The sequence below is a fragment of the Kitasatospora sp. NPDC056800 genome (assembly GCF_042789775.1).
In the GTDB taxonomy this organism is placed as follows: Bacteria; Actinomycetota; Actinomycetes; order Streptomycetales; family Streptomycetaceae; genus Kitasatospora.
The window spans coordinates 40,630-53,138 of sequence record NZ_JBHUAL010000016.1; the positions used below are offsets into that span (position 1 = coordinate 40,630).

A 12,509-nucleotide genomic window follows, 5' to 3' on the forward strand; every position below is an offset into this window, starting at 1 on the left:
GAAGCCGAGCCATCCCTATCCGAAGGGGCTCCCCCGCTCACGGATCCTGAGCCATCCGTGAGCGTGTCCACATCATCCGATCAGCGGCCCGGGGGCTCCCCGGGGCCCGTCCGTTCCACCTCCCGGATCGCGGCGGCCAGCTCGGTCACCCCGTGCTCCCGCAGCACCCCGTAGTGGTCGCCCGCCAGGTCGACCACGGTGGGCGGGGCCGCGGAGTAGCCGGTGCTGCCCTCGATGAACGAGTAGTCGTCGCCCGCGGCCTTGAAGACGGTCACCGGCGCCTCCAACCGCCGCTCGGCGAGCTCGCGGAAGCTGTACTCGAACTCGTAGGTCTCGCCGACGATCCCGGTGATCCGCCGGATCAGCTCCTCGTCCAGCTCCGGCAGCATCCGGTGCACGGAGGCGACGAAGGTCGCCTCGTCCACCGTCTCGGCCAGGCAGCGCTCCAGGTCGGGGCCGCTGATCCGGCCGGCGAACACCCCGAACAGGATGGTCAGGTACGCCGGGTTGGCGTACGAGGCCTCACGGCCCCACGACCGGGCGTCGTCCCGGCGCACCTTCGGGTTGCCGGGGCAGATCAGCAGCAGCCGCTCCACCCGCTGCCCGGCGCGCTCCAGCTGCCAGGCCGCCTCGAAGGCGACCCGGGCGCCGAAGGAGAAGCCCCACAGCGTGTACGGCCCCCGCGGCTGCACCCGGCGCAGCTCGGCGACGTCGGCGGCGGCCATCTCCCGGATGGTCGGGTACGGCGTCTCGCCCGGGTTGACGCCGTGCGCCTGGACGCCGTAGAAGGCCCGGCCCGCACTCGCCTCCCGGCCGAGCGGCCGCAGGTTCATCGGGTAGCCGCCCAGTCCGGGCCAGCAGAACACGGCCCGGTCGGCCGCCCCCGGGTGCAGCGGCACCAGCCGGGAGGCCGCGCTCCCGCCGGTGCCCCCGCCCGCGCGCTCGCCGCCCTCGCCGCAGGCCCGTTCGACGCGCGCGGCCAGGTCGCCCAGCCGGGGGCACTCGAACAGCACCTGGAGCGGCAGCGCGACGCCGAACTCGCGGTTGATCCGGTGGACCAGGGCGACGGCGATCAGCGAGTTCCCGCCGACGGCGAAGAACTCGTCCGTCACCGACACCTCCTGGCACCCCAGCGCCCGCCCCCAGGCCTCGGCCAGCCGCCGCTCGTACCCGGTGGCGGGTGCGACGTACGCGCCGCGCACGCCGGCCGTGCGGACGGCCTCGGAGGCGGCCAGCGCCTTGAGGTCCACCTTGCCGTTGGCGGTGAGCGGCAGGGCGTCCATCACCAGCACCCGGTTGGGCAGCATGTAGTCGGGCAGCAGGGTGGCCAGTTGGTCCTTGATCAGCTCGGCCGGTCCCTTCATGTGGACGGTGTCCTCGTGCATGCCCTCGCTGCGGATCTGCTCCTCGCTCACCTTGCCGCCGAGGAAGAAGTAGGACGGTCCCGGGGTGATGCCGCGGCCGGCCAGGATCTCGTCGATGCGGCGCGAAGCGGGCAGCGGGTGGCCGGACTTGGAGCTGTAGCCGGAGGACATGAAGCCCAGCCCCAGGCCGTTGCGCTGGAGGCGGTGCAGCTCCGTGCCGAGCACGATGTACCGCAGCCACTCCTCCTCGGCGCGGGCGACGGCCGTGATGCCGAACGAGGCCCGGGCGTAGACCGCCTGGTTGATCGCGATCACGTGCCGGGACTCCACCACCTCCTCCGAGACGTGCGTCAACTCGCCGTCGGCGTACCGGTAGAGGCCGCCCGGCAGGCCGTCCACCCGGCCCTGGTGGGCCTGGACGTACAGCTCGGTGCCCTCGTCCCGCGCCGGGCCGCCGGCCCGGACGACCGCGAAGGCGCCCAGGTAGTGGTCCTCCTCGGCGACGTCCAGCCGGTCCCTGGCCGCCGGGTCGAGGCCGATCGGGCGCACGTCCAGCCCGTACTCGGGCAGCACCTCCGCCAGGACGCCCAGCATGTGGCCGGTCTCGAACTCCAGCACCTCCCGGATGTTGTTCTTGTAGACCGGCTCGATGGCGCCGTGCTTCCCGGAGAAGTGCAGCGTCAGGTAGGCCCCGTCCTCCGGGCCCGGCCGCGCCCCGGCGGGGCCGATCCGGACCAGGACGTGCTCGACCGGGTGGTAGTAGTACAGCCCGGCCGCGAGCCCGTCCAGGCCGCCGGTCTCCAGGTACAGCTGGGTCGCGTACAGCGCGCCGGGCGAGGCGTAGGCGTACTTGGGCAGCAGCCGCTCCTCGCTGTGGAACTGGCCGAACCACCGCAGGACGCGGCCGAGTTCGGGCAGGCTCAGCAGTTCCAGGTCGCGGCCGAAGGTGCCGGCCGGGCCAGGGCCTGTCTTCGAACTCCCGTCGTCCGCCCGGAGGGCGGGCGGGGCGGCGTTGGGGTGCGTGCATCGCAAGGCGGAGGAGGGAGCCACTGCGGAGCATTGGTGACCGACGACAACGCGGCGAGGTGCGTGCCCCGGCGTCGCCCCGCAGACGCGAGTTCGAAGACAGGCCCTATGGGCGAGCAGCGCGGTGAGGTCGTCCCGGGTGACCGCGCCGCCGTCGTAGAAGCGGTAGCTCTTGCGGGCGAAGGCCTCCCGGCGCTGGGCGTCGGTCTCCTTCCGGCCGGGCAGTTCGACCCGCTCGCGGCCCGCCAGCCGGGCCCGGTCGCGCAGGCCCGGGTCGGACAGCTGGGCCTTGACCTGGAGCTTGCTGGCCTTGGACTGGTGGTGGCCGCCGTGGCTGCCCTGGTCCATCAGGGCGGCCTCGCGCGGGTTGAGCTCGACACAGGCGACCAGGTTCGGGTGCCCGGTGCGGTCGTCCCCGGTGACGACCGCGGCCGAGCGACGCACCCAGGTGTGCTCCTCGATCGCGCGGGCGATCTCGTCCAGCTCGACCCGGTACCCGCGCAGCTTGACCTGGTTGTCCACCCGGCCGGCGAACTGGAGGGTGCCGTCCGGGTTCCACCGCACCAGGTCGCCGGTGCGGTACAGCCGCTCGCCGGGGGCGAACGGGGAGCGGACGAACCGCTCCGCGGTCAGCTCCGGCCGGTTCAGGTAGCCGCGGGCCAGCTGGACGCCGCCGATGTACAGCTCGCCGACGCCGTCGGCGGCGACCGGCCGCAGCTCCTCGTCGAGGACGTGGCACTGGGTGTCGGCCACCGGTCGGCCGATCGGCACCGAGCCGGCGCCGTCGGCCGGATCGGCCGGGTCGACCAGGTGCCAGGTGGCGTTGATGGTGCACTCGGTCGGGCCGTACAGGTTGACCAGCGCCGCCTCCGGGAGGGCGCGGCCCAGGTCGCGGGCGAGCCGCCGGGAGAGCGCCTCACCGCCGGAGAACACCCGGGTCAGGCCGGTGCAGTCGGCGAAGCCCTCGGTGTCCAGCAGCGCCCGGAGCAGGGTGGGCACGCACTGGAGCGCGGTCACCCCGTGCCGCCGGACGGCGGCGACCAGCGCCTCCGGGTCCCGGTAGAGGCCGGGCGTGCCGGCCGCCACCCGGGCGCCGACGGCCGGGGCGAGGATCTCCCACTGCGCGGCGTCGAAGCTCATCGGGGTCTTCTGCAGCACGGTGGTCCCGGGGTCGAGGTGCCCGGCGGAGTGCATCCAGCGCAGCTGGGAGACCACCGAGCGGTGCTCGATCATGACGCCCTTGGGGCGGCCGGTGCTGCCCGAGGTGTAGATCACATAGGCCAGCGACTCCGGCTCGGCGGCCGCCTCGGGCGCTTCCTCGTGTACCTCCTCCGCCGCCGCCTCCGGCAGCGGAGCGGCGTCCTCGCAGGCCTCGAAGGTGACGACCGCGGTCCCGGCCGGGACCAGCGCGGCCAGCCGCTCGCGCAGGTGCGCCTGGGTCAGCACGATCCGGGTGCCGCTGTCCTCGACCATGTAGCGGATCCGGTCCTCGGGGTACTCGGGCGACAGCGGCAGGTAGCCGGCCCCGGCGTACAGCACGCCCCAGGCCCCGGCGACCAGCTCGACGGACGGCTCGACGAACAGGCCGACGCAGCCGTCCGGGACGGCGCCCAGGCGGCGCAGCCGCGCGGCCAGCCGGCGGGCCGTCCCGGCCAGCTCCTGGAAGGTGAGGCCGCCGCCCTCGCCGAGGACGGCCGGCGCGCCGGGCCGGGTCTGCGCCTGCCGGTCGAGCAGCCCGGTGAGCGCGGTGCCGACCGGAGCCCGGCGGGCGTGCGGGACGGCGGGGGTGCCGGTGGTGGCGGCGGTCTCGGTGGTGCCAATGGTGCCGGTGGTGGCGGTGGTGTCGGTGGTGGGGACGGATGGGGTGTCGCGCATGGAAACGGCCTTCGGTGCGTGGACGTACGGGTGTGGCCGTACGGGGCGTGGCCTCCTGCTCACCAGGAGCACCGGGGAACGCCGTCCACCGTCGGCCGCCCGCTGTCCCACCCGCCTGAGGCACCGGTCGCGACCTGCGCCGATGCCGTCCCGGCCACCCGTGCCGCCGTCCCGGGCGGGGGCCCGCCCTGTCCCACCCCGCCCGGCCGCGCACCCGGGCATTCGCCCGTTCACGATCACGTAACCGAACGGAAGCGCACCGTCGGTAGCGTCGGCGGCATGAAGGCATCACGCACTCGCCCCGAACGGCTCTGGCACCGGCCCTTCCGCAGGTCCGACCGCAGGTGCGCGGCGCCCGAGGGCCAGGCCACCCGGCCGCCCGCGCTCACCGGCGGCCCGTACCGGACCGTGCGGCCGCACCCGCCCGCCGTCCGCGCCGCCGGTCCGGCGCCGGAGGCCCCGTCCCGACTGTCCCTGCCGGATGGGACCGGGCTGCTGCTGCGCCCGGCCGGGCCGGCCGACCGGGCGGCGGCGCTGGCGATGCACGGGCGCTGCTCCCCCGCCGCGCTGCGGCTGCGCTACCACGGCCCGGTCCGCGACGCCGGCCGCTACCTGGACCACCTGCTGGACCCGCGGCACGGCCGCAGCTACGCGGTGGCCGCCCCGGACGGGCGGATCCTCGCGCTCGGGCACCTGATGTGGGACGACGGCGAGGCCGAGCTGGCCGTCCTGGTCGAGGACGACTGGCAGCGGCACGGGCTGGGCGCGGCGCTGCTGCGGCGGCTGTCGGCGACGGCCCGGGCGGCCGGCGTCCGCACGGTGTACGCGGTGACCCAGGGCGGCAACACCGGGCTGATCGCCGCGATGCGACGGCTGGACGCGCCGCTGGACTTCCGGGCCGAGGACGGCACCCTGGTGATCACCGCCACGCTGGCCGCCGGGGATCCGGCCGGCTGCGCCCACCATCCGGGACGCTGATCATTTCTTCACCAGATCCTTACCCGGGCAGGTCGGGAACCCGACGGTGGTCGTCGAGCGTCGTCAAAGCAGTAGGGGTTCGGAGCCGAACCCTTGGGGCTGCTCCGTACACCGCTCTCCCCGACAGGCCGTCAGCAGCACCCGCGAGCGCGTCGCAGCAGGCGGCACGGGGTCCGGATCGTCCGGTCGGGCGACGGAGTCGGTAGGCTGACCCCCGTCCCCGCCGCCCGACGGCCCGTTATTCGGCCACGGGTGGTGCCGCAGCAAGGAGGAACCACTGAGCATGGCAGGCACCGAATCGGAGCCCACAGGCGCACGCGACGCCTCGCTGCCGGCCCGCGCCAAGATCGCGGTCACCGCCGGCCGGGTCGCCGCCGCCGTGTCGCGCAAGGCCGGGCGCGGGAGCGGCTCGGTGATCGGCGGCAAGGTCGCCCTCAAGCTCGACCCCGACCTGCTCGCCACCCTCGCCGAGAACCTCGACGTCGTCCTGGTCAGCGCGACCAACGGCAAGACCACCACCACCCGCCTGATCGCCGAGGCGCTGCGCGCCGCCGGTCCGGTGGTCTCCAACGCCCTGGGCGCCAACATGCCCGCCGGCATCACCTCCGCCCTGGCCGGCGGCAACGACGCCCGCTTCGGCGTGATCGAGGTCGACGAGAAGTACCTGGCGATGGTCGCCCGCGACACCCGCCCCAAGGCGATCGCCCTGCTCAACCTCTCCCGCGACCAGCTCGACCGCGCCGCCGAGACCCGGATGATGGCCGAGAAGTGGCGCGAGGGCCTCCAGAACACCGAGGCCGTGGTCATCGCCAACGCCGACGACCCGCTGGTGACCTGGGCCGCCTCCTCCTGCAAGAAGGTGGTCTGGGTGGCCGCCGGACAGGCCTGGAAGGAGGACGCCTGGTCCTGCCCCGCCTGCGGCGGTGTGATGCAGCGCCCCGGCGACGACTGGTTCTGCCAGGACTGCGGCTTCCGCCGGCCCAACCCGCACTGGGCGCTCCAGGGCACCCACGTGATCGACCCGCAGCGCGGCGCCTGGCCGATCCAGCTCCAGCTGCCGGGCCGGGCCAACCTGGCCAACGCCACCAGCTCGGCCGCCGTCGCCGCCGTGTTCGGCGTCGCCCCGCAGGTCGCCCTGGAGCGGATGCGCTCGGTGGCCGCCGTGGCCGGCCGCTACGACGTGGTCCAGTACCAGGGCCGGGACATCCGCCTGCTGCTGGCCAAGAACCCGGCCGGCTGGCTGGAGACCTTCTCGCTGATCGACGGCCCGCCCGCCCCGGTGATCCTCTCCGTCAACGCCCTCGACGCCGACGGCACCGACACCTCCTGGCTGTGGGACGTCGACTACGAGCGCCTCGCCGGGCACCCGGTCTTCGTGATGGGCCAGCGCAAGCTGGACCTGGCCGTCCGCCTGGAGGTCGCCGGACTCCAGTTCCACGTGGTCGACACGCTGGAGCAGGCCGTCCGGATGGCCCCGCCCGGCCGGATCGAGGCCATCGCCAACTACACCGCCTTCCAGCAGCTGCGGAAGGTCGTGGCCGGCTGATGCCGCGCCCGCACACCAGTCTTTACGTGACGGAAGGCCTTCGAGGATGAGTGAGAGCAGCCTGCGCGTGGTCTGGGTCTACCCGGACCTGCTCAGCACCTACGGCGACCGGGGCAACGCCCTGGTCGTGGAGCGCCGGGCCCGCCAGCGCCACCTCAACGTGACCCGGATCGACGTCCGCTCCGACCAGGCGATCCCCACCAGCGGCGACATCTACCTGATCGGCGGCGGCGAGGACCGCCCGCAGCGCCTGGCCGCCGAGCGGCTGCGCGCCGACAGCGGCCTGGTGCGGGCCGCCGAGAACGGCGCGATCATCTTCGGTGTCTGCGCCGGTTTCCAGATCATGGGCCACGAGTTCATCAACGACCTCGGCGAGCGCGAGCCGGGCCTGGGCCTGCTCGACGTCTGGACCACCCGCGGCGAGGGCGCCCGCTGCGTCGGCGACGTGCTCGCCGACGTCGACCCCCGGCTCGGCCTGCCGCAGCTGACCGGCTTCGAGAACCACCAGGGCGTCACCCATCTCGGCCAGGGCGTGCAGCCCTTCGCCACCGTCAGCGTCGGCCGGGGCAACGGCACCGGTGACGGCACCGAGGGCGCCTGGCGGGACACCGTGTTCGGCACCTACCTGCACGGCCCGGTGCTGGCCCGCAACCCCGCCGTGGCCGACATGCTGCTCAAGCTGGCGCTGGACGTCGCCGCGCTGCCGCCGGCCGACACCACCTGGTACGACGCGCTGCGCGCCGAGCGCATCGCGGCCGCGACGCGTCCCCAGTAGTACATCCGTACGCCCCGGCCGGGTGCCCGCCATGCGGTCACCCGGTCCGCGGGCGGCCCCGGACGTACCACAATGGGGCTGCCTACTGCACACCCTCCTCGGCAGCAGGCTGCAATTCCGCGCGGGGGCGCCGACGGCGCCGCTCCCGCGTCGGCTCCTGCCCGGCCGGACCAGGGGCCGTATGCTCGACTTCGCGGCCGTTTTCGGGCGTTCTGTCCGGATCGGCCGGTCCTTCACCCCGCGGCCACCTCCCCGCCACCACGGCGAGGGAGCGCCCCGTTACGGTGACGGCTCGTCGTCCCAGCCTGTAGTCCGGCCGTTCCTCGGTTCTGCTCGGGAGTTGCAAAGCTAATGCGTATCGGAGTGCTGACCAGCGGCGGTGACTGCCCCGGCCTGAACGCGGTGATCCGCTCCGTGGTCCACCGGGGGGTGGTCGACCACGGCGACGAGATCATCGGGTTCGAGGACGGGTGGCGCGGTTTCCTTGAGGGCCACCACCGCCCCCTGACCCTGGACTCGGTGAGCGGCATCCTGGCCCAGGGCGGCACCATCCTCGGTTCCTCCCGGGTCCAGCCGAGCCACCTGCGGGACGGCGTCGAACGGGCCAAGAAGTACTGCGCCGACCTCGGCCTGGACGCGGTCATCCCGATCGGCGGCGAGGGCACCCTGAAGGCCGCCAAGCTGATGAGCGACGCGGGCCTGCCGATCGTCGGCGTGCCCAAGACCATCGACAACGACATCGCCGCCACCGACGTGACCTTCGGCTTCGACACCGCCGTCTCGGTCGCCACCGAGGCGCTGGACCGGCTGAAGACCACCGCCGAGTCCCACCAGCGCGTCATGGTCGTCGAGGTCATGGGCCGGCACACCGGCTGGATCGCGCTGAACGCGGGCATGGCCGCCGGCGCGCACGCCATCGTCGTCCCGGAGCGCCCGTTCCACATCGACAAGCTCACCGAGGTCGTCCGCGAGCGCTTCGACCGCCAGAAGAAGTTCGCCATCGTGGTCTGCGCCGAGGGCGCCAAGCCCGAGCCCGGCACCATGCACTGGGAGGAGGGCACCAAGGACATCTACGGCCACGAGCGGTTCACCGGCATCGCCACCCAGCTCTCCCGCGAGCTGGAGCACCGCCTCGGCAAGGAGGCCCGCCCGGTGATCCTCGGCCACACCCAGCGCGGCGGCACCCCGACCGCCTACGACCGGGTGCTCGCCACCCGCTTCGGCTGGCACGCCGTCGAGGCCGTCCACAAGGGCGCCTTCGGGCACATCACCGCGCTGCAGGGCACCAACATCAACCTGGTGCCGCTGGCCGAGGCGGTCGCCGAGCTGAAGACCGTGCCGCAGGACCGCTACCTGGAGGCCGAGACGGTCCTCTGACCGCCCCTGCCCTCCCCGGAGGCCCCCGGCCCGCCCCGCGCGGCCCGGGGGCCTCCGTACGTCCCGGGCCTCCGTACGTCCCAGGGGCGCTTGCCGCACCCGGCGGGCGTCCGGCGGTCCCCGCCGCTAGCGTGTCCGGCATGGAGATCCTCGCCTACGGAGTGCAGGCCGACGAGCGGCCACTGCTGGAGCAGGCCTTCGCCGGCCGCCACGGGCTGCGCTGCCTCGACGTGTTCCTCAACCGCGACACCGCCCCGCTGGCCGCCGGCTACCCGGCCGTCAGCAGCAGCGTCAACGCCGTCCTGGACGCCGAGACCCTCGCCGTCCTCGCCGCCGGCGGCACCGAGCTGATCGCCCAGCGCTCCACCGGCTTCAACAACATCGACCTCGACGCGGCCGCCGAACTCGGCCTCACCGTCGCCCGGGTCTCCCACTACAGCCCGTACTCCGTGGCCGAACACGCCTGGACCCTCGCGCTGGCCGTCAACCGCCGCCTCACCCGCGCCGCGAGCCGCTCCCGCGAGTTCGACTTCCGCCTCGACGGGCTCCTCGGCCGCGACATCCACGGCATGACCGTCGGCGTCATCGGCACCGGCAAGATCGGCGAGTGCTTCGCCCGCATCGCCGCCGGCTTCGGCACCGAACTCCTCGGCTGGGACATCGCGCGGAACCCGGCCTGCCTCGACCTCGGCATGCACTACACCGAACTGCCCGAACTCCTCTCCCGCGCCGACCTGGTGAGCCTCCACGTCCCCCTCCTCCCGGCCACCCACCACCTCATCGACGGCGCCGCACTCGCCCGCATGAAGGACGACGCCATCCTCATCAACTCCAGCCGCGGCGGCCTCGTCGACAGCGCCGCCCTGGTCGAGACCCTGCGCGCCGGCCGCCTCTCCGGCGTCGGCCTCGACGTCTACGAGGAGGAGACCGGCGTCTTCTTCACCGACCGCTCCATCGAGGGCATCACCGACGACACCCTCGCCCGCCTCGTCACCTTCCCCCAGGTCCTCGTCACCAGCCATCAGGCCTACTTCACCCGCACCGCCGTCGGCCAGATCATCGACGCCACCGCCCGCAACATCGACGACCACGCCGCCGGCCGCCGCAACGAGAACACCCTGGTCCCCAGGAACTGACACCGCGGATGGTGACCCGGGTCACGGGAACCGGCCCTCCCGCCCGGACAAGGCATGACGTGAACCATCCACACTCCCGGCTCCGGGCCGGGAACCCCGAAGCGTTCCGCGACCTCTTCCGGGACCACGCCTCCCTGGTGTACCGCCACGCCGTGCGCGTGACCGGGAACTGGGCACTCGCCGAGGACGTGGTCTCGCTGACCTTCCTCGAGGCCTGGCGCCTGCGCGGGAAACTCCGCGACGAGGGCGACAGTCCACGCCCCTGGCTCATGGGCATCGCCGTCAACGTGCTGCGCAACACGACGCGCGCCGCCCGCCGCCACAGCGCGGCCCTGGCCCGCATGCCCGCGACCGACCCGGTCCCCGACTTCGCCGACGAACTCGTCGGCCGCATCGCCGACTCCGAGCAACTCGCCGCCGCCCACAAGGCCTTGGGGCGCCTGCGGCGCTCGGAACGCGAGGTCTTCGCGCTCTGCGTCTGGTCCGGGCTCGGCTACGCGGAAGCGGCGGCCACCCTCGGCATACCCGTCGGCACCGTACGCTCGCGCCTCTCCCGCGCCCGCACCCGACTGCGCAGACTCGCGGCCGAGGAACTGCGCGCCGCGCAGCAGAACACGGAACCGCTCCCGATCCCCGGACAAGTACAGGGCAGCCGCAGCACCGCGGCCCGGCCGCACAAGGAGACGCACCGATGATCCGCAACTCGCGGCGGCACACCGAACCGCTCGACCACGCGGAACTGGCCCGTCTACTGCCGGCGCCGGCCGATCCCCGCCTGGCGGCCGACCGCCAGGACCTGCTCGAGGAGCACCTGATGAGCGAGATCCACCGGCCCGACCAGGCCGCCCCCGCGGCCGCCCCGGTACGGCGCCCGCTGCGCCGCACCGTCCTCTTCGCGGCGCCGGTCGCCGCGGCCGCGGCCCTCGCCGTGGTCGTCTCCCTGAACACCCCGGCCGACACCGTCGGCTCCCCACGGCTGGTCAGGGCACCCGTCGTGCGGATCGAGGAGGGGAGCACCGTCCAGCTCGCCTCGACGGTCCACGCGATCGCCGCCGCCGCGACGGCGCGCACCACGCCCCAGCCCGGACCGGGCCAGTTCGTCTACGTCAAGAGCCAGGTCTCCTTCATGGCCACCCGTCACAACGCGGACACCGGGGAGTCCGCCACCTGGGTCCAGCCGCTGCACGACCGCGAGGTGTGGAAGTCCCCCGACGGCACCAAGGGCTGGCTGGTCGAGCCGGGCTACCAGTCGAAGGGCGGCATCACGCTGGACACCAAGGAGCCCCGCGAGCAGCTGACCTACCAGTGGCTCGCGGCCCAGCCCGCCGACCCCGACGCGCTGCTGAAGTCCGTCTACTCGACGGTGAGCGGCGACCGGGACCACGACCAGCAGGCGTTCAACGAGATCGGCTCCATCATCCGCGAGCAGCTCGTCCCCTCCGCCCTCGCCGCCGCGCTCTACGAGGCCGCCGGCAAGATCCCGGGCGTGGTGGTGGTCGAGCACGCGCAGGACGTCTCCGGCCGCGACGGGATCGCGTTGGCGCGGCTCGACCCCCAGACCGGCGAGCGATCGGAGTGGATCTTCGATCGGGAGAGCCACCAGTACCTCGGCAGCCGTGGCGTGCAGGTCCGGGAGGAGTACGGCATCAAGCCCGGCACCGTCGTGGAGCGCACGACCATCGTCACCCGGGCCGTCGTCGACGCGAAGAACCAGCGCCCCGGCGCCGGGCAGGCCACGGCCTGACGGTCCCACGCCCGATGGGGGCCGCCGCCGCAACGGGAACACCCCGGCACCGGCGGCCCCTCAACGATCGGGCCCACCTCGTCGGTCATCGGCGGAGCCGCCCCCGCCCAGCAGGGCGGCGGCCACCTGGTCGAAGTACGGTGTCACCTCGGGCAGGGTCGCGGCGGCGAGCACCTCGCTGCGCACCACGGTCCGCACCACGCTGATGCCCAGCAGCCACGCGCTGAACAGCTCCGCCCGCAGATCCGCGTCCGGCCCGTCGACCAGGGCGCGCAGGCCCGCGATGTAGGTGTCGCACACCTGGTCGTGCAGCTGACCGCGGATCGTCTCGTCGCCGGCCGACCGCAGCATGGCGATGAACGGGTGGTCGCCCACCGACTCCGGCCGTTCCTCGCGGAGGATCATCTCCAGCAGCCTGTAAGGGAGTTGGCCGGGCGGGCCGGCCAGCACGGCCCCGGCCTCCTGCGCGTCCTCGGCCGACGCCTCCTCGAACAGCTTCCGCTTCGAACCGAAGTACCGGAACACCAACGAGGCGTCCACGCCCACGTCCTGGGCGATGCCGCGGACGTTCGCCCCGGCGTAGCCCTCGCGGCCGAAGTGGACCCGGGCGGCCGCCAGCAGGGCGGCTCGGGTGGCCTCCCGGTCGCGCTTGTGGCGCGGCGGCCGGCCGCTCGACGGTGCGGTCACG

The 12,509-nt window shown here is 73.9% G+C and carries 9 protein-coding genes; 7 read left to right on the forward strand and 2 right to left on the reverse strand.

What is annotated here, in order from left to right:
- Positions 1-80 precede the first annotated feature (80 nt).
- A complete protein-coding gene (locus tag ACFRQN_RS05845) occupies positions 81-4,265 on the reverse strand; it encodes an amino acid adenylation domain-containing protein (protein WP_380738536.1) in 4,185 nt (1,394 codons plus the stop codon).
- A 279-nt stretch (positions 4,266-4,544) separates the two neighbouring features.
- Here ACFRQN_RS05845 and ACFRQN_RS05850 point away from each other — a divergent pair, with 279 nt between their 5' ends.
- The 7 genes from ACFRQN_RS05850 to ACFRQN_RS05880 all read left to right on the forward strand — a co-directional run bounded on the left by ACFRQN_RS05850 (position 4,545) and on the right by ACFRQN_RS05880 (position 11,821).
- Positions 4,545-5,243 carry a GNAT family N-acetyltransferase gene (locus tag ACFRQN_RS05850; RefSeq protein WP_375877750.1) on the forward strand — a complete coding sequence of 233 codons (699 nt, stop codon included), beginning with the start codon at positions 4,545-4,547 and terminating at the stop codon, positions 5,241-5,243.
- 283 nt (positions 5,244-5,526) lie between these two features.
- Complete coding sequence (locus ACFRQN_RS05855) at positions 5,527-6,789, forward strand: MurT ligase domain-containing protein (protein WP_049656207.1); 1,263 nt, start codon at positions 5,527-5,529, stop codon at positions 6,787-6,789.
- Between the two features lie 46 nt (positions 6,790-6,835).
- On the forward strand, positions 6,836-7,564 hold the full coding sequence (locus tag ACFRQN_RS05860) for a type 1 glutamine amidotransferase (protein WP_074004546.1): 729 nt from the start codon (positions 6,836-6,838) through the stop codon (positions 7,562-7,564).
- A gap of 351 nt (positions 7,565-7,915) precedes the next feature.
- The gene (locus tag ACFRQN_RS05865) at positions 7,916-8,941 is read left to right on the forward strand and encodes a 6-phosphofructokinase (protein WP_074004545.1); all 1,026 of its coding nucleotides are present in this window, start codon (positions 7,916-7,918) and stop codon (positions 8,939-8,941) included.
- A gap of 140 nt (positions 8,942-9,081) precedes the next feature.
- On the forward strand, positions 9,082-10,077 hold the full coding sequence (locus ACFRQN_RS05870) for a 2-hydroxyacid dehydrogenase (RefSeq protein ID WP_049656211.1): 996 nt from the start codon (positions 9,082-9,084) through the stop codon (positions 10,075-10,077).
- Between the two features lie 59 nt (positions 10,078-10,136).
- Positions 10,137-10,772, forward strand: coding sequence for an RNA polymerase sigma factor (locus ACFRQN_RS05875; protein ID WP_074004544.1), 636 nt, complete (start codon positions 10,137-10,139; stop codon positions 10,770-10,772).
- Entirely contained in the window at positions 10,769-11,821 is a 1,053-nt protein-coding gene (locus ACFRQN_RS05880) for a CU044_5270 family protein (RefSeq protein WP_380738539.1), read from the forward strand. Before ACFRQN_RS05875 ends, ACFRQN_RS05880 begins: the two co-directional genes overlap by 4 nt.
- Before the next feature lie 60 nt (positions 11,822-11,881).
- Here ACFRQN_RS05880 and ACFRQN_RS05885 read toward each other — a convergent pair whose 3' ends face one another.
- A complete protein-coding gene (locus ACFRQN_RS05885) occupies positions 11,882-12,508 on the reverse strand; it encodes a TetR family transcriptional regulator (protein ID WP_380738541.1) in 627 nt (208 codons plus the stop codon).
- Position 12,509 lies beyond the last annotated feature (1 nt).